Below are 17,540 nucleotides of genomic sequence, written 5' to 3' on the forward strand. Positions count from 1 at the left end.
GACGAGGGGCTACCCGCTAATTCGGTTCGGTAGTCATCGCTGACGGGGCCGAGGACGTTGTAGAAAGAAGCTCACGGAACGGCGCCACGGTCATGAAACGGCAGATCGGTTTTGCAGAACCGGAAAGTCTGGGCAAGAAGCGAGTGACGAAGCGGCAGCGCTTCCTTGCAGAGATGGAGAAGGTGGTGCCGTGGGAGCGCCTGCTGTCGGTGATCGGGCCGTACTACCCGAAGGGCGAACGGGGCCGGCCGCCGGTCGGGCGGGAGCGGATGCTGCGGATCTACTTTCTTCAACAGTGGTACGGCCTGTCGGATGCCGCCTTCGATTGCAATTGATTGCAATCGGGCGGCGCGCTCGTCGATTACCAAATTGTATCGTCAAGATTCTACGCTTCTACATGTAGAACGCGTAACGGGCGTCAAGCTTCATCGCATGCGGCAATACGGGACTCGGCGGATCGAGGCGTCAACTGGGCAATTAGTCCGTACGGCGTCACGATTTTTGTGATTTGGACCGATCCTAGTATTGCGCAGCCATTGATGTAGAAGGTCTACGTGGTATGCGTGCTGCCCAATGATCGGGATCAACGTGTCGCGACTACCTTGCTCGGCGCTGTTTCAAGCAACTTGAGATTTGCAGCCCGACATGGCCACGGTAATGAGTGTGGGGGTGTCCATCCAACGGTGCGCGCCCAGCAGCCGGCGAGCGGGATCGCTGACAACGATTCGCTTGTGCCGCGGCCTGCGCTTCGACGCTTTCCTTGCTCCGTTCCGGCGAGTTGCGCTCCACCGTTGCACTAACTCTATCCGGTGACGTGTTGCAATCAATTGCACTGGCGGGGCGGCAGGTCCGGGGACGTTGGGGCGGGCTCGAGTCCGAGGGTACCTGTGAGGATGTTGGTTTGACGCCAAAGGTGGAGGCGCTCGCTGCCATCGAGCCGACGCACGGTCACCCGGCTATCGGTGCTCGTGCCTCGTAATCGCGGGGGCTCGCCGCCGGAGGCACTCGGACGCATAACAGGATTTAGTACGGTCGGTGTCATCGTTAGCTGAGATTCCGTCCGTATCCCGCCGCATCCTGCAATCAAGTGCACGGCTCGTTTGCCGACTATCCCTGAAACTGCCCGATCCAGATCGTGACTTAGTAATTAGGCTGCCAGCCAAGCCATAATCAGCCATTCGCGGAACTTCAACAGATACCCGATGTGCGGGCGGGCAGGTGATCGCGGGAGATGTTCCTCCTCCCGAATCATCGCGGCAAATGATTCCCAGTTCTTCAGCGCAAATGCCATCAGCGTAGCAGGATCGAGGCCAGTGCTCGACACCGCATTGCTGAAGGCTCGTAGCTGTCCATACTCTTTCCCGGTCCACTCCGTGACCGGCTGCACTGGTTGCAGTGCCGCCATGTGCTCTCGCCAAATCCGCGCAAGCTCAGGCACCCCCGTTTTGAACGGCTTGACGTCTACCGCAGCGAACAGACGGTTTGGGTATTTCGCATAATCTGCGTGACGCATACTGGCTCCGCGAATGAAGATGATTTCAGGATTGCAAAATAAATGACGAAAAGTCCAGACTGACACATCGAAATCGAGACTCGGCCCACGTTCACCTGATAAGGGTGTGGGTCATCTGACTCCATTCCCCAAAAGCTCAACTTCAAACCCTAGCGCTGCGCGCTATGGCCCCCTCCGCTACGCTCCGGGTGCTCCTCGGCTTGCGCCTCGGTGAGAATGCGTGAAACCAACCCCAAAACCCAAAACCAGAAATCCTGAAAGTCCTATGTTCAACCTAGATTTCGACATAACCATCCCAAGCGATCCTCGCTCAACGAGGAAAGCTCGGGTGATTCTGGAACAGGTGTCAACCTGAGTTCCGCCTCGTGCTCTTGAGAGAAGTCGTCACGAGTCAGCAGACTTGAACGCGCTTCGTTCCGCGCCCCGCTATGGTTCTGCCGGTGCGACACATTACGTGAATTTTGATCCCGGAGCTTTCGCCGTACCCCACGCGTTCAGGTGCGCGCTGGTGCCGTGATCGTCCTCGCTGCTGCTCTACCTCACGTGATGCCGCTATCACCCCCACCACTGGCCCGTGCGCCCCGGTTGGCCCCAATCTCGAAATCGACTACCTGGCTGGTTATCCCCGCTATAGCCGATCCGGTTCGGCGCGCGCGCAAAAAACCCCGTAAAGGACTTTGATTGGGGCTTGGGCTTGGCGAGCCACGGCAACCGGTCCAGAGAGAATTGAGAAGATCAGGGACAAGTTGCCGTACACAAGCCCCAATCGAAATCCTCGGCGGGGTTCGGGTACAACAAAATCAATTCTCTCTAGATTCGGATGCCAAGCCGAACGAAACAATAATACCTCACTCTGTGAATTCTTGTCTGAGCCTTGACTATGTAATTAGGAATGCGGATGTATTGTTGATGTCAGGGCAAGGGAGGGAAAAAGGAGGGCGGCGGCTCTTCAATACGCAACGACGAAATGTAATGTAGGCAAAAGATTTGCGCTATGTCGTTGAGTCGTGGCTAACAGGAAGGCGCGCCAATGTTGGACTGAGAGCAGCCTCGACGGACATTAGGATGGCGCATCAGCCGTCGTTGCAATCAATTGCCAGAGATGACCGGTATCGAGCAAGTGCCTTCACGCTTTCTTGAGCGTAGCTTTGTGATGCCGTTTCGCCACCGGAAATGACGATTTTCTGCCACCCCAAAATTGTCGGGGAACGTCCGACACCGGGCGGGAAGCGATTTACGTTGGACCCCCTCTGTCAGTCTTGCATCGATAACCACCTGTCCAAAAGTATCCAGACATTTCCTGCAATTGAATGCACTGGCCGGTGGTCTTTGGGCTCGAAGCGCATCATCAGCTTCTGTGACCTTACCCCTTCGAGTAGACCATTCGTAAGTTAGTGAGCTCGCCGGTTTTCGGTTGATGCAATTGCCGGAATTGGTCCGGCGCCAACTGCCCCAAGGCACTGACGCACCGAGTTGTAGTCTGTGCGCCACGCTTCGATTCGCCTACGTGCATCGTCGAGACTGACGAACGCGTGCTGATTCAAGCACTCTTCACGCAGTCGGCCGTTGAAACTTTCGATGTGTGCGTTTTCCACCGGCTTGCCTGGACGGATGAACTGCAGCTTGACGCCATGTTCGTGCGCCCAGGCATCGAGAGCCTTGCTGACGAACTCCGGCCCGTTATCCACCTGAATCAGATTGGGACATCGTCCTCGTTGTCGCAACTGCTCGAGTACACGCGCCACGCGTGCACCCGTTAGAGAGAAGTCGACCTCGATGTGCGGGCACTCGCGGTTCCACGCGTCGATGATCGTCAACATGCGTATGCGTCGGCCATGCACCAGCGCGTCAGCAACAAAGTCCATCGCCCAGCTTTCGTCGGCGCCATTGGGTGTCGGCATGACCACGCGTAGATGACTCGGGCGCTTCTTTCGACGTTTCAGGCGAAGCGACAGGCCTTCTGTGCGGTACAGCCGCTCAGTGCGCTTGTGGTTCTGGACTAGGCCCTCCCGGCGCAGCAAGACGTGCAGGCGGGGCGAGCCAAACCGTGGCCGCTCCTGTGCCAGCTCGCGCAGCCGTTGCCGCACTTCCTGGTCGGCGTCTGGTGAGGCCGGCCGACGGAACGTCCGGCGATTCAGACCAATGAGCGCGCACGCCCGGCGCTCCGAATAGTCGTGCTGTTCAATCACCTGCTGCACAACTTCCCGGCGCTGCGCGGGCGAACTCACTTTTTTCCGAGAACGTCCTTCAGAACCTGGATGTCCAGCGCCTGGTCTGCAACCAACCGCTTGAGTCGCTGGTTTTCCTCTTCCAACTGCCGCAATCGTCGCGCTTCCGACACATCCATGCCACCGTAACGGCTACGCCAGTTATAGAACGTCGCATCCGATATGCCGTGTTTGCGGCACAGGTCTGCGACCTTCATGCCTGCGTCGGCTTCCTTCAGCACCCCGATAATCTGCTCTTCACTGAACCGCGACTTCTTCATGACAAGGTTTCTCCTGCGGCCTTGCCACTAACTTTACAGTGGGATACTTCAGAGGGGAAAGGTCATCTGCTGTAGGCGGACGACACGCATACGTTGTTTAATGTGCCGCGCTCGCTGGTCCTGGCGCGGCACATGTGCCTTTATTGCCGCTCCAAGAACTCTCGGACCGTCGACGTTTTCCAATAAGGCCTCGGATCACGACCATCGGGAGGGGGAATCCGCTTGAGCTTCAGCCGCGCATAGAAGGCCGAATGCGAGAGGTCACCAAGCAGTGCCTGAAAATGCGTGACTCGGATGAGCCCCGGCTCGTGCAACGAGATTTGCGGGGCCCTCGGCTTCGTGTGACCCGACCTCCGCTTCTTACCTTGATCGTCCTGATCATTCGTATTGCAGATTATCTTAGCTGACATTTCTTCGGTCTCCCTTCGGACGGGAGGCGCACAACACGATCCCGCCCGGTTGACAAAACCCAGCGACCGAAATCTCGTCAAGGAGAGCCCGAGCGCCGGAATGCACTCTGCCCATTGCGGGCGATCCGTCCGAAGTCTGGTGCATTCACACCGGACCTCACGCTCTCCATAGCTCGGGACTGGATATCATCGTATCGTGGCGCACGCAGCCGTGCAAATTAGGAGACTTTGACAAAGGGGCGCGGGCCGTTGAGAGCGTCGTGGGCCCGATTTTGCCGGGATGCGGTTTGGGAGTGTTCCGGGTGGCAGAAGAGAGCGTCCATCATGAATCGGTCGCGCCAGAAGGGCGCCGGATTGCTTGCCAGCGGGCAGCGGCTATTGCACCGCAGGGGTCAACCCATTGCCCCCTCGCGCGCAATCATATACAGAGACTACAGCAGAGACTGTGGCGAACGCGTTCGCGATGGCACGGGCGGTTGCCCGTTCTGCATCCGGCACTCCCTGACTCAGAGTTCACCCAGAGCCGACAAGTAGAAGAGCGCGCGTGTCGGATTGAATCACATGGTCGGGCCATCCAACGACGCTTGTGAGGGAGGTATTCTTCCTCGGGACCAGGCGTGTGCCGATGCGTGGGGGCCGTTGCATGCGGTAACCGCGACGAGCCTGTCGTCGGAGTACTGGTCTCAAGCGTTCAATCGCCACATTTGCTGCGGCTACGGGTCACCGCCAGCAATCAGCTTTGAAACGGCATTCAATATGCGCCAGAACGCGCAACGCTGAGACTCGACAGGGCGTGTGTTTTTGCAGCCAAGCAAACGCGGCTACAATCGTTTCAGAACTGAGATCAGCGTTAGGTGGCTGCACGCCGGCTGCCATAGAGCGTCAGCAACAAGCGGGATTGCAATTGATTGCAATCGCAAAAGTGTGGTTGTTGAGCGGCACGTACCACGGGGTGGCTCTCGTGGATCCGCTTCGCCCACTACGCGTGCTTGGGGAATGTGTCGTGTACGATCATGCCGTTTGCAATGAACGAATGGCTGCCAGGCACCGTGAAGTCGTAGACCCAGTCATCCGGCGTTGGCCCGACCGACTTAACTTGCCAGCAGCGCGCACGCGAGCGCCCTCCGACGCCATATGTTTGCGGTTCGATGTTACCGTGCAGTCGTAGCGCGGCAACAACCTCTTCGGCCGCCTTGCCCGACCACTGTATGAACTTCGTGCCGCGTGATTCCACATGCGCGTAGCCGCAATGGAGCCCCAGCGCGATCACCATCTGCTGTACCGTATCAGTCAGCTCGTGACTGAGGCTCGTGAAATTGACGACGAGCCGGCGCCCTCGATGTCCCGACTTCGCGATATGGACGCTGCCGTCGCCGCGGAATAGGCCGCGTAAATAGTCGGCCGTGAATGGCGAACACAGGATCGACCTCGGCACGCGCTTGTTGCGCGCACGGCTCTCGCCCTTGACCTCCATCAGATGCAGCCACCAGCGCGTGAAGACCTGAGAATAGACGTTCACGCGGTGGGCATTGATCTCGGCCTTCAGTCCCCAGCCGCGCAGGATCGACAGCACGCGCTGCTGGCATTCGGGAATCGTCGTGGCCCACAGCACGTAGTCGCGTTTGAAGCCGGCCGTCGCCGAGCCTTCCGCCGTCCAGAACCCCATTAGCCAAGCGAGATCGGTCGTCAGTGCACCGGGGACGTAAAACTCCCTTCGTTTCGCACCCTTGTTAAACCAGAGATGTTGCGTGGGTACTGTGCGAATGATCGTCGGAAGTGCAGATGCGCGTAGCACGATCTGTCCGACTTGCAGATCGTCGGCCTTCAACCAGCCATCCTCGGTCAGGAACGGATGGCCGCGCGTGCAGCGCACGTTCATGCCACCACGCAGCGTTATCTTGCGCAGCTCCGTCGCGAAGTGCTTGAACGTCTGGCTCGTAGTCTCGAGCCCGTTCATCGTGACCAGGTCGATCACACGCTCATGCACGCCCTCGTCTGTCACGAGGTCGGCGATCCGCTGCTGGCCCGTCGGTGTCCACACCAGCGTATCGCCGCTCACGCACTGAAACTCCGGGTCGTTGGACGAGAGTTTCGTCTGACTCGTCTCAGTTTCCGTAGGCTGCTGTAACGTGCGAGTGCCCCCAACTGTTGCCGCGAGTTGGTTATGCGGCCATGGCGCGGCGCCAGATGTCGCGCGTTTTGCGTTCGGCTGCTGCTGCATCACGAGCAGCGATCCACAGAGTCGATGTCGAGCAATCGGAACTGCGGCAGATAGCTGGCGCGCTACATGCGCGGCCCAAGCGTTATTGCGGTTCACACTCGACGTCAGCGCAGACTCGATAAGCGAACCGTTGGTCGCGAAGTGCTTGGGATGCCCCAATGACACTACCTCGGAGGCCATGCCGTTGCCAAAGGGTCTTCGGACGATGGTGATGGCCATGGCATTTCCTTTCTCAAATAGCGAGGAAGGCGCACGCGGCCACCCCGCCGGTTGATCAGCCGGCGGCGATATTTCTTTGGGGAATCCCGTGCGCCGGAGTGCGTCGCGCCGCCAATTGCAGGCAGGCGGTCCATCGAGAGCATCGCTCTCCTCGCACTCCACTGGTACGGACAAGTACAGTCTAGGCGACGGAAAGGATAATGCCAGGTGACTAGGCGATGGGCCGTAGCCAGTCCGATGGCGAGTCAGTTGTCACGATTGGCAGCCCCCCACCTTTTCTTCGATTGGATACCGCTCAGCACGTGGATGTTGCGGGAAGAAATCATCGGTTCACTACCAGCACCGCACGACCTTTTGCAGACGTCAGGCAAACGACCGGAGCTGACCGGGGCCTGCCAAACGCGTCGGAGCGGTTTCGATTTGTACTAGTCGTTCGGTCTTGAACCGGGAGCGGCAGATCCCACGCAAATATCAGATAGACATTCTTGTCAATCCGTTGGCGGATCTTTCAGTAGACGCTTACGTCAGCACTCTTGTCGTGTTGACCTCCTCTTGCTCGGATCCGACAAGCAAATGAGAGAGCAAAGACATGTCCAGTTTCCGCATAGACATCAAACGACCAGCGTGGCCCCGGAGTGCGGAGAGGCTTGCTGCTGGGGAACCGGCGCGGACAACAATTCCGACGCGTTTGGTCAGGTTAGTCGAATGCCGCGAGCCGCCGCTGAGATTTTTGCCTGCTGCTTCTCTTCATCGTCTTTGGCTTTGCAGCACCATTTGTATTTTTTCCCTGACCCGCACGCGCAAAGAGCGTACGGATTTCTGACTGCTGCGCGGGCCGCGCTGGTAGGATCCATGGCATGGAGCATCATTCTTCCAAACATTGCGAGCTGGTTGGCGATTATCTCCGTACCACCGTTGACCTCTAGGGCTAAATAGGCCCGCGCGTATCCGTGGCCCATTTCGCCGGCCCTGCCAAGAAGGTCTCTCGCCATATCAATGTTTTCGTCAATGCCCAAGCCTTCGCTGTAGCACCGCCCTAGGCAATACATGCAATCCGGATCGCTCTGCTCGACACCGAGCCTGAGATAGTTGATTGCCTTTACCGGATCCGGCTCGCACGCTTTGCCATCCGTGTAGTAGTGCCATATAGCGACGTAGGCCCTTGGGGCGTTCCTTTGCACGGCAAGCAGCCAGAAGCGCAAGGCGCCAGCATAGTCGGCCTCATCCTCATACAGGATGCCGCCATAGTGGTCGCAGGCCCGACCATGGCCGGCCTTTGCCGCGGCTGCAATCATGTCGACCGCCTGTTTTTCGAGATGGCCGTCAATTTTCCCCAATGTGATCAGTCTGGCATATCGATAGCTAGCGTCGACATTTGGTCGAATGGAGTGCGAGTGCTGATAGAAAGTCGCGGCTAGTCGCTTTAGAAAAGTCTGCTCGTTTGCGAACTCGTCCGACGCAATCAATCCCTTGAATTCGAATTGCCGTCGCTCCGCCTCTCCTTCGCACCAAAGGCCGGCCTTGTATTTGACGTCCGGGTCGGAAGTTGTCGTGGCGGAGAAGAGGATTTGTTTGAACTCTTGGGTTTCGATGGAAGCCATCGAGACGTCCGGCGCATCGACGGCGTTATTTTTTTCTGGAAGGAATGCAGCAGACACGAAACAACGAGCGAGCGAACGGCCTCCGCATTGCGGATCAGAGCATCTCTTACTGGTGATTCCGTGTTGGCTCCTGAGTCGGGATCACCCTGCTTTGGTGACTGATGAGCGCCGGAGTTGCACAGTTTCCGAGCCTCATGAAACGCATTTTTTACTTCGCGCGGAATGACTCTTTGGTCGCCGAGGAAATTGATTTTTTCGAACAAAGACGTTTTCCCGTCGTTCAAATCGTCAAAGCCGGCAAGCCTCGCGAGGCCGACGCAGATCTCGTCGAGGACGTCGCGGAACCGGACAAGGGAATGCGATGGGAGGACCCTACTAAACTCAACGCCTTCTCGATAGGCGAATCCTACACTGCAGGAGAAGTCGTCCGCGAGATCCAGGTCCGTATTGATCAATGGCGCCATTTTGTAATTTTCTCGACTGTATCGCGTAAGGAAATAGTGTGCACGATGAAGTTGGTTGGTCAATAAGAATAAAATCTGGAACGCCCCCAAAGGCTGCCCGAATGCCAGGGCGATGAGTTCTGTTGGGGCTGCGAATCGCACAAAATATAGGCACACTTTTATGGCCCCATCGGCACGCAAATCCCCCTCCGACATAGATCCTTATGAACGCCTGGAGGCCCAAAGGATCATCGAGGCTTATCGCGAGATCTTTCCGCGCATCACGCCGCAGCTGGCCCGCTACTTGGACTTCGGGCGAACACGTCCTTGGGGCTACCTGACCTCGGATTTCCACCGCGCCACGCTTAGTGAGTACGAGGCCTTCAGCGTAGCCGTAGAGAAACTTGAGGGCGAGGCGCGCAAGAACCATCCCATGCCGGCAGCGGAACTTGCCGCGCGCATGATCGCCTTGTGCAAGGCCTATGACCTCGGCTTCAGCTTTGGCATCTGTCCGTGGACCGATCATGCTTTGCACCGCACGTACGGGAGGGCGACGGGCCGTCGCTTGATCGTCATCGTCGGACACGACTGGTATCCCATCGTGCCGAAACGCGCACTGGAGCCACACAGCTTGAGCTGGCCCATGCGCCAAGATGGCCTGCATCGTATGCCTGAAGTTCTGCCCGGGCGCGAGAAGCTCTACTATGCGGCCGTGACCGAACCATTGCTCTCCGGCGAGCTCGGCACGCTCCTGTTCGTGAACATCTATCCTGATTACCGTGAGCCCGAAGAGAGGACGACCGGAAAGGTGAAGGCCGGCTACGACGGGTGTCTGGAAGGATTTGAGGCGTTGTTGGCAGCCACTCGCCCCCACTACAGGCCAGACGACGTGACAATCATTTCCTGGGGGGCGATGCCCTGGGATCTACTGAAGCAGCGCACGCTGGTTCGCCGCCCCGGAACGATTATGGAAGCCACTGAACAACTCGCCGGCGAGATCCTTGAGCTGCGAACCGGGGGCCATGCATACAGGTATCTGCCAGTTGCGCACCCTAGTGAAGGTCGTAACGCCCACATCGACTTTCACCTGGACCATGTGCGCTTGGGGTTGGCGAACCTGGGTTTCGGCACCCCGATGTCCGCACCCGCCCCTCGGCCACGGCCAGCCCACTGGCGTCGAAGGGCCCCGCTGGCGTTCATTACCGCCTAGGGGCGCTGCGGCTCTTTTGCACCGCCGTACGACACGGCCAGTCCTGAGCTTGGTACGTCGCCACACACGTGTGGCTGTCAATGCCTTCTTCTGGCCGACAACGGTCCAGTCGCGAGGATATGTTCGCGCTCGCTGTCGATCGCGACACTGCCATCGTGTGCCCCCCTTTACGAAGCTCGGCTTGGCCAGGATCATTAGTCGGATCGCCGTGGCCGCTGGCGCAGCGATGCTGCGCCAAGTTGAAGGAAGCACGACAGATGGTTACCGATGGATACCGACGGGTGCGCCGAGAGCATGTCAGTAACGAGGAAGGCATGGGGGCAACTATGGGGGCAACCATCCGCGACCGGAAACCTGGATCTCCTATCCACGGGATCTCCAGCCAAATATTCGATCCTCCTCCGCTCCACCAACGAAATTCGAAGGGCTCGGTCGCAAGATCGAGCCCTTTTTGTTTTCCAGCATCCCGCGCGTAACACCGGCGCCTCGTGCATCGCTTTCGACGCAGCCCGTTCCTATCCGGCCGCGTCGCGATCGTGCGCCGGCCCGGCCTGCCCGTGCCTCGTCGCGTGGTAGTGCCGTCGCGCCTTCGCGACGTTTCCGCAGGTTGCCATGTCGCACCACTTGCGACGCCCGGTCTTCGAACCGTCGATGAACAGCCACGCGCAATTCGGTCCCGCGCACATCCGGAGCCGGCCGTCCGGTATCGCATCGAGAAGCTTCACGGCGTCGAGCGCAAACCGCTCGGCGGGCAGGTGCAGGTCCGCGTCGACGCGCGTATCCGGCGCGTAGCCGAATGCCACTCGTCCGGCCGTCGCGACCAGCCGCTGTCTGCTCACCGCCCGCCGCCACGCGTGCTCCAGCATGGCGAGATCCGCCGCGACCGGCGATGCGTGGTGTGCGAGCGCATCGAAGATGCCGAACAACGCTTCACGCAGGCGCTTGGCATCGCGCAGCGCGCGGTCGGCCGCCGCAGGGGCTTCGGCCGCGCGGGCTGCGAGCCGCTTCAGGTCGAGCGCGGGGAGCAAGTTCGCCGACGGCAGCCACGCCAGATACGCGTCGTAATCGGGCAGCCAGTCGCGCGGCGTGTCGTCGCGGCCGGTCACCGTGTTGACGAAGTCGAGGACGGCGTGACCGCCGATGAAATCGCGTGCCACGAACGTGTGCGCTTCCATAACCGGTGAAGTGTTTGACATGGGTTAAATCGATGCTAACCTTTGATGGCCTTTTTACAGGTTATCACGCACGACGACCGCGATTGCGCGAGGAGAAGTCATGACGGAGCCGACCGCTTCATCCGACCTGCAGGCCGAACATTCGTCAACCGGCGTCATTCGGCCGATCGAACTCATCGCCGCGCCGAGCAGCCTCGGCCTCAAGCCGAACGGCGCGGGCCGCGAGCCCGACACGTGGCGCGGCCCGGACGCGCTGCTCGCCACCGGACTCGCCGCGCGTCTGGGCGCGCGCGTCGCGCGGCTTCCGCATCCTGCCTACGCGTTCGAGCCGCAACCCGGCACCCGCATCCGTAACGGCGTGTCGATCCGCGCGCTCTCGCTCGAACTTGCCGCGCACGTCGCCGGTGCGCTCGCGCGGGGCGCCTTTCCGATCGTGCTCGGCGGCGACTGCAGCATCCTGCTCGGGTGCCTGCTGGGCAACCGGCATACAGGCGGCAGCGGGCTCGTTCACGTCGACGGACACAGCGACTTCTTCCATCCGGGCAATTACGACACGTCGATGCGGCTCGGCTCCGCGGCCGGGATGGATCTCGCGCTGGCGACCGGCCGGGGCGAGCCGCTGCTGACGTGCTGGCCGGACCTGGACGGCCCGCTCGTCGACGATCGCGACGCATGCCAGGTCGGCGAGCGCGACGCCGAAACCGCCGAGTTCGAGGCTGCCTACGGCGATATCGTCCACACGGCGATCACACGCATGACGATCCAGCAGTTGCTCGCGCGCGGGCCTGCCGTGGTCGCTGGCGAACTCGTCGACTGGCTGCACAGGCGCGCGCTTCGGCGGGTGTGGTTGCACGTCGATCTCGACGTGCTCGATCAGTCGCAACTTCCTGCCGTGGATTCGCCCGGCTCCCCGGGGCTGGACTTCGATGGGCTCGATGCGTTGCTCGGGCCGCTCGTCGCATCCGGTCGCGTTGCGGGGATCGACTTCACGATCTACGACCCGGGGCTCGATCCGGAGTTGGTGCATGCGGACCGGATCGCGCGCAGCGTCGCGCGGAGCGCGGCCGCGCTGCCGGGTGCGCAGAGCCGATAGTGCGGGCCGCCGGAGGGTAGACACCCGGCCGCCGACGCGAACGCGTGCCTATTGGCGACGCCCGAAACTCGGCCGCTTCGGATCATACGTCCACCCCGGCACCAGATACCGCATCGCCATCGCATCATCCCGCGCCGTGCCGCCGACCTCCCGGTACAGCGCATGCGCGGCCTCGACCTGCGCCATGTCGAGCTCGATCCCGAGCCCCGGCCGCTCGGGCACGGCCACCTGGCCGCCGACGATCTCGAGCGGTTCGCGCGTGAGCCGCGCGTCGCCTTCCTGCCAGATCCAGTGCGTGTCGATCGCGGTGATCGTGCCGGGCGCGGCCGCGGCCGCATGGGTGAACATTGCGAGCGACACGTCGAAGTGGTTGTTCGAGTGGGAACCCCACGTGAGCCCCCAGTCGCGGCACAGCTGCGCGAGCCGCACCGAGCCCTGCATCGTCCAGAAGTGCGGATCGGCGAGCGGGATGTCGACCGCCTGCAGCCGCACCGCGTGATCCATCTGCCGCCAGTCGGTCGCGATCATGTTGGTCGCGGTCGGGATGCCGGTCGCCCGCCGGAATTCGGCCATCACCTCGCGGCCCGAGTAGCCGGCTTCCGGCCCGCATGGATCCTCCGCATACGCGAGGAGGTGGCCTTGCCTGCGGCACAGCGCGACCGCTTCGTCGAGCGACCACGCGCCGTTCGGGTCGAGCGTCGCGCGGGCGTCGGGAAAGCGCGCCTTGATCGCCGCGATCGCTTCCATCTCGTCCGCGCCGGCCATCACGCCACCCTTCAGCTTGAAATCGACGAAGCCGTAGCGTTCGACCGCGGCCTCGGCCTGCCGCGCGATCGCGGCCGGCGTGAGCGCGGCCTCGTTGCGCAGGCGGAACCACGGATCGGTTGCATGCGTCTCGTCGCGATACGGCAGGTCGGTGCGGCGCCGCTCGCCGATGTAGAACAGGTACGCGAGCATCGGCACCGCATCGCGCTGCTGGCCTTCGCCGAGCAACGCGGCGACCGGCACGTCGAGATGCTGGCCGAGCAGGTCCAGCAGCGCGGCCTCGATCGCGGTGATCACGTTGTCGAGCCGCAGGTTGATCTCGTGCGGCTGGCGTAGCACGGCCGCCTCGCCGGCCGACGTCACTTCGTGCTGGATCGTGCGGCCGGCGCCCGCCCCCGCGCCGGATAGCGCCGCGCGCACCGCGTTGAGCGTCGCCTGGTAACGCCCGATCGACTGGCCGACCACGAGGTCGGTCATCCGTTCGAGCGCATGACGGATGCCTTCGCCGCCGGGCACTTCGCCGACGCCCGTGTGGCCGCTGCTGTCGTCGAGGATCACGAGGTTGCGCGTGAAATACGGCGCGTGCGCGCCGCACAGGTTCAGCAGCATGCTGTCGCGGCCGGCGACGGGGATCACCTGCATGCGCGTGACGCGCGGCGTGCCGGCACGGCGGGATTCGGACATCGGTTCGCTCCAGGTTCTGGTGACGCACGGGCCGCCGGACGCGCCGGCGCGGCCCGCGCCGTTCAGTTCAGTTCAGCTCGACGCGGCGAATTTCGCCGACGACGAACAGGTAGCAGATCACGGCGACGAGCGCGTGCGCGACGACGTACACCAGCGCGCCGTTGAACGAGCCGCTGCGGTCGACGATATAGCCGATCGCGATCGGCGTCGTGATGCTGGAAAGATTGCCGCAGGTATTGAGCAGCGCGCCGCTCAGGCCGGCGATCTGGCGCGGCGCGGTGTCGGCGTTGACGGCCCAGCCGAGCGCGCCGAGGCCCTTGCCGAAGAACGACAGCGCCATGAACAGCACGACGAGCACGTGCGAGTCGGTGTAGTTGCAGACGATCATCGACATCGACAGCAGCATGCCGATCACGATCGGCACCTTGCGCGCGACCGACAGCGACCGGCCCTGCTTGAGCAGCGCATCGGACACGATGCCGCCGAGAATCCCGCCGAGGAACCCGCACACGGCCGGGATCGACGCGACCAGCCCCGCGTTGAGGATCGACATCCCGCGCGCCTGCACGAGATAGACGGGAAACCACGTGATGAAGAAGTAGGTGAGCGCGTTGATGCAGTACTGCGCGACGTACACGCCGACGAGCATCCGGTTCCTCAGCAGCGCCTTCACGTGGCGCATCGACGGGCCGCCGTCGCGCGCGCCGGTCGCCTGGTCGATGTTGACGAGCGCACCGCCTTCGGTGAGGTAGTCGAGCTCCGCATCGTTGACGCTCGGATGCGCCTTCGGGTCGTACATCGTGCGATTCCACACCAGCACGAACGCGAAGCCGAGTACGCCCATCACCGCGAACACCGACTGCCAGCCGAATGCGTGCACGAGCCAGCCCATCAGCGGCGCGAACACGACCGTCGCCGCGTACTGCGCGGCGTTGAAGATCGCCGATGCGGTGCCGCGTTCCGCGGCCGGGAACCAGGTGGACACGATCCGGCTATTGGCCGGGAACGACGGCGCCTCGGCCGCACCGACCAGGAAGCGCAACCCGAACAGCAGCGCGAACGCGGCCGCACCGCTGAAGAAGCCGATGCCGCCCTGCAGCAGCGTGAACAGGGACCAGAAGAAGATACTGAACGCATAGACGATGCGCGATCCGAAGCGGTCGAGCAGCCAGCCGCCCGGCAGTTGCGCGATCACGTACGACCAGCCGAACGCCGAGAAGATGAAGCCCATCTGCACATGGCTCAGGTGCATGGCGCGGGCGAGCGCCGGGCCCGCGATCGCGATTGCCGCGCGATCCGCATAGTTGATCGTCGTGACCGCGAACAGCACGGTCAGCACGAGCCAGCGCACGCGGGTGCGCCGGGCCGTTGCCGACACGGATGCCGGCAATGCGTGAAGCGGATTCATGACTGTCTCCTCCGAAGGGCGGAAGGTGCCGTCGTGCGGCTGCGCGTCGAGTGCGCGCGTTTTTTCGTGGTGGTATTGCCGGCCGGAGACCGGATGTCGATGCCCCCAGACCGGGCGTCCGGATCATTCTGTCATGGCGAAAATTGCGATTTCATGCCAATTGCTGACTTGATCGATTCAGCATTTGAATCGATCGGTCCTGCGCTCGCTCACACGTGCGAGTCGTCCGTTGCGGCGCCATGATGGTGCGCCACGTGCTGCGCGAGAAACTCGACCGCGGCGCGCACGCCGGGCAACTGGCCGCGCCGGTGCGGCATCAGCAGCGTCGTGGTGACGGTGCCGGCGCGCCAGCCGGGCAGCACGCGCACGAGCGCGCCGGACGCGAGCGCGGCGCCGGCGATCCAGTCGGGCAGGCACGCGATGCCGAGGCCGGCCGCGGCAGCCTGCAGCAGCAAGGTCGATTCGTCGGCCTGCAAGCACAGGCGCGGTGTCACGTCGACAGTGTCGCCGCCGCGCTGCAGCCGCCACGGCTGCTGGCCCGGGTGGAGGCCGTCGTGCCGCGCGAGATCGGCCGGCGTGTCAGGTGTGCCGGCTCGCGCGAGATAGGTCGGCGCCGCCACGACGACGATCGGCGATGTCGCGAGCGGCCGTTGGACGAGCGCGGAATCGGGCAGGGGCGCGAAATGGCTGCGCACCGCTATGTCGAAGCCTTCCTGCGCGATGTCGACGAGACGGTCGCTCGCATGAATCTGCAGCAGCAGCTTCGGGTGCGCGAGCGCCAGCGCCGGCAGGCATGGCGCGAGGATGTGCTGCGCGACGGGTACCGAACTCGTGATCCGCACGACGCCGGCCGGCTCGGCGGCCTGCCGCAGCACCGCGTCGCGCGCGCTTTCGGCCTCGATCACGGCCGCGCGCGCATGCTCGAAGAATTCGGTGCCGACCGGCGTGAGCCGGAAGCTGCGCGACGTGCGATGCACGAGCCGCGCGCCGAGCGTGCGCTCGAGTTCGGCAACGCGTTTGCTGACGGTCGATTTCGGCAGATCGAGCCGGCGTGCGGCCGCCGACATGCTGCCGGCGTCGACCGCCTGCACGAACAGATAGAGATCGTTCAGATTCACTTCCAGCGTCCACATGGAGAAACGACAGGTTTCGATTTTAGCGGCTACTGCGTCATCGTTCGCCGTGGGAGCATGATCGCTCATTCAACTTCCGCGGAATCTCCCGATGTCCCCGATCCTTCTCTACGGTATTCCCGCCGGCTGCTCGTTCGGCTCGATCGTCGCGCTCGAATGGACCGGTCGCCCGTACCGGCTGTCGCGCATCTCGATGCCCGGCGCCGTGACGAGCGACGCGTTCCTCGCGCTGAACCCCGTCGCCGAGACGCCGGCGTTCGTGACCGCGAACGGCGACGTGCTGACCGAAAGCCTCGCGATCCTCGGTCACATTGGTGCGCAGGCGCTCGACAGCGGCCTCGCGTTTCGCCAGGGAAGCGCGGATTTCGACCGGCTGAACCGCGTGCTGGCGTGGCTGAACACGACGTTCTTCCACGCGTTCGGTGCGCTCTGGTACGTGTACGAACACGCTACCGAGGGCGCCGAGAAGGCGACGTTGCAGGCGTACGGCTGCGGCAGGGTGCTGAAGGCGCACCGGCAGCTCGAGGCGATGCTCGAGCGCGGCGAAGGCCCGTGGCTGCTGGGCGAGCGGCGCACGCTGGCCGACGCATATTTCTCCGGGATCGCGCGCTGGGCCGACTATCACGCGGTATTCGAGCGCGATGCGTTCCCGCGCATCGCCGCGCTGCGTGCGCGGCTCGCCGACGATGCAGGCGTGCAGTTCGCGCATGCGATCGAGGAAAACCTGCCGCTGCCGGCGACGTCGGCGTTCGAAGGGCATGTGTCGCTCGACGATGCGCTGGCAAGCGCACGCGGCATCGCGATTCCGGCCCGGGCGATCTGACCGGCAACGCGTCGCCCGCTGGGGTGGAATGCGCTGGCGATATTTTTTTACCCGGATAATATTGACATTCCATTTATACCCGGATAAAAATAGCGTCATTCTGATTCCAGCCTGCGGGCGACCACGATGACACTCTCCACGCTCCTTCCTTCGTACACGGCCTTCGACGGCCTCCGGCGGCTCGTGTCGGGGCCGCTCGCGACGGTCGCGCTTGCGGTCCGGCAGGCTGCCGGCGACGCAACGCCCGGCACGATCCTGATCTTCGACGACGCGACCGGCCGCGCGATCGACCTCGACCTGCGCGGCACGGCGGACGAGATCCGCGCGCGATACGCGGCGACGCCAGCCGATGCG

Annotated in this window: 12 protein-coding genes and 2 pseudogenes; 6 read left to right on the top strand and 8 right to left on the bottom strand. The window is 62.5% G+C overall.

The window, feature by feature from the left end:
- Nucleotides 1-92: 92 nt before the first annotated feature.
- Nucleotides 93-314: pseudogene (locus F3J14_RS16525) on the top strand (transposase); the annotation flags it as partial.
- Between the two features lie 833 nt (nucleotides 315-1,147).
- Here F3J14_RS16525 and F3J14_RS16530 read toward each other — a convergent pair.
- From F3J14_RS16530 to F3J14_RS36205, 4 genes and pseudogenes are all read right to left on the bottom strand, one after another.
- Complete coding sequence (locus F3J14_RS16530; RefSeq protein ID WP_166723917.1) at nucleotides 1,148-1,579, bottom strand: hypothetical protein; 432 nt, start codon at nucleotides 1,577-1,579, stop codon at nucleotides 1,148-1,150.
- Between the two features lie 1,297 nt (nucleotides 1,580-2,876).
- Nucleotides 2,877-4,001, bottom strand: a pseudogene (locus F3J14_RS16535) (IS3 family transposase).
- Nucleotides 4,002-5,390: 1,389 nt separating this feature from the next.
- Nucleotides 5,391-6,851, bottom strand: a complete 1,461-nt coding sequence (locus tag F3J14_RS16540) for an LAGLIDADG family homing endonuclease (protein ID WP_166723918.1) — start codon at nucleotides 6,849-6,851, stop codon at nucleotides 5,391-5,393.
- A 692-nt stretch (nucleotides 6,852-7,543) separates the two neighbouring features.
- Nucleotides 7,544-8,509 (bottom strand): hypothetical protein, encoded by a 966-nt coding sequence (locus F3J14_RS36205; protein WP_348771999.1) that lies wholly within the window; start codon nucleotides 8,507-8,509, stop codon nucleotides 7,544-7,546.
- A gap of 137 nt (nucleotides 8,510-8,646) precedes the next feature.
- Between F3J14_RS36205 and F3J14_RS16550 the strand changes: the two genes are divergently transcribed.
- Entirely contained in the window at nucleotides 8,647-8,982 is a 336-nt protein-coding gene (locus tag F3J14_RS16550) for a hypothetical protein (RefSeq protein ID WP_166723901.1), read from the top strand.
- A gap of 94 nt (nucleotides 8,983-9,076) precedes the next feature.
- A complete protein-coding gene (locus tag F3J14_RS16555) occupies nucleotides 9,077-10,105 on the top strand; it encodes a hypothetical protein (protein ID WP_166723920.1) in 1,029 nt (342 codons plus the stop codon).
- 515 nt (nucleotides 10,106-10,620) lie between these two features.
- Here the strand turns inward: F3J14_RS16555 and F3J14_RS16560 are convergent.
- Nucleotides 10,621-11,301 carry a CGNR zinc finger domain-containing protein gene (locus F3J14_RS16560; protein ID WP_247682228.1) on the bottom strand — a complete coding sequence of 227 codons (681 nt, stop codon included), beginning with the start codon at nucleotides 11,299-11,301 and terminating at the stop codon, nucleotides 10,621-10,623.
- A gap of 79 nt (nucleotides 11,302-11,380) precedes the next feature.
- Here F3J14_RS16560 and F3J14_RS16565 point away from each other — a divergent pair, with 79 nt between their 5' ends.
- Entirely contained in the window at nucleotides 11,381-12,373 is a 993-nt protein-coding gene (locus tag F3J14_RS16565; RefSeq protein WP_166723921.1) for an arginase family protein, read from the top strand.
- A gap of 48 nt (nucleotides 12,374-12,421) precedes the next feature.
- Here the strand turns inward: F3J14_RS16565 and F3J14_RS16570 are convergent, their stop codons facing one another.
- The 3 genes from F3J14_RS16570 to F3J14_RS16580 form a co-directional block, all read right to left on the bottom strand.
- Complete coding sequence (locus F3J14_RS16570; protein ID WP_166723922.1) at nucleotides 12,422-13,822, bottom strand: enolase C-terminal domain-like protein; 1,401 nt, start codon at nucleotides 13,820-13,822, stop codon at nucleotides 12,422-12,424.
- Between the two features lie 67 nt (nucleotides 13,823-13,889).
- Entirely contained in the window at nucleotides 13,890-15,230 is a 1,341-nt protein-coding gene (locus tag F3J14_RS16575; RefSeq protein ID WP_166723923.1) for an MFS transporter, read from the bottom strand.
- A gap of 209 nt (nucleotides 15,231-15,439) precedes the next feature.
- The gene (locus F3J14_RS16580) at nucleotides 15,440-16,363 is read right to left on the bottom strand and encodes a LysR substrate-binding domain-containing protein (RefSeq protein ID WP_166723924.1); all 924 of its coding nucleotides are present in this window, start codon (nucleotides 16,361-16,363) and stop codon (nucleotides 15,440-15,442) included.
- 91 nt (nucleotides 16,364-16,454) lie between these two features.
- Between F3J14_RS16580 and F3J14_RS16585 the strand changes: the two genes are divergently transcribed.
- Together F3J14_RS16585 and F3J14_RS16590 are read left to right on the top strand one after the other, a co-directional pair.
- Nucleotides 16,455-17,186, top strand: coding sequence for a glutathione S-transferase (locus F3J14_RS16585; protein ID WP_166723925.1), 732 nt, complete (start codon nucleotides 16,455-16,457; stop codon nucleotides 17,184-17,186).
- Between the two features lie 126 nt (nucleotides 17,187-17,312).
- Nucleotides 17,313-17,540: DUF2239 family protein (locus F3J14_RS16590; protein ID WP_166723926.1), on the top strand; the 228-nt coding region annotated here is incomplete at its 3' end.

The sequence above is a fragment of the Burkholderia sp. Tr-862 genome, from assembly GCF_011753085.1.
GTDB lineage: Bacteria > Pseudomonadota > Gammaproteobacteria > Burkholderiales > Burkholderiaceae > Burkholderia > Burkholderia ambifaria.

Excerpts from the sequence above, each read along its gene's own strand:
- F3J14_RS16550 (WP_166723901.1), top strand. The coding sequence starts at position 8,647 with ATGAAACGCATTTTTTACTTCGCGCGGAATGACTCTTTGGTCGCCGAG.
- F3J14_RS16570 (WP_166723922.1), bottom strand. The coding sequence starts at position 13,822 with ATGTCCGAATCCCGCCGTGCCGGCACGCCGCGCGTCACGCGCATGCAG.
- F3J14_RS16580 (WP_166723924.1), bottom strand. The coding sequence starts at position 16,363 with ATGTGGACGCTGGAAGTGAATCTGAACGATCTCTATCTGTTCGTGCAG.
- F3J14_RS16575 (WP_166723923.1), bottom strand. The coding sequence starts at position 15,230 with ATGAATCCGCTTCACGCATTGCCGGCATCCGTGTCGGCAACGGCCCGG.
- F3J14_RS16565 (WP_166723921.1), top strand. The coding sequence starts at position 11,381 with ATGACGGAGCCGACCGCTTCATCCGACCTGCAGGCCGAACATTCGTCA.
- F3J14_RS16585 (WP_166723925.1), top strand. The coding sequence starts at position 16,455 with ATGTCCCCGATCCTTCTCTACGGTATTCCCGCCGGCTGCTCGTTCGGC.
- F3J14_RS16555 (WP_166723920.1), top strand. The coding sequence starts at position 9,077 with ATGGCCCCATCGGCACGCAAATCCCCCTCCGACATAGATCCTTATGAA.
- F3J14_RS16560 (WP_247682228.1), bottom strand. The coding sequence starts at position 11,301 with ATGTCAAACACTTCACCGGTTATGGAAGCGCACACGTTCGTGGCACGC.
- F3J14_RS16540 (WP_166723918.1), bottom strand. The coding sequence starts at position 6,851 with ATGGCCATCACCATCGTCCGAAGACCCTTTGGCAACGGCATGGCCTCC.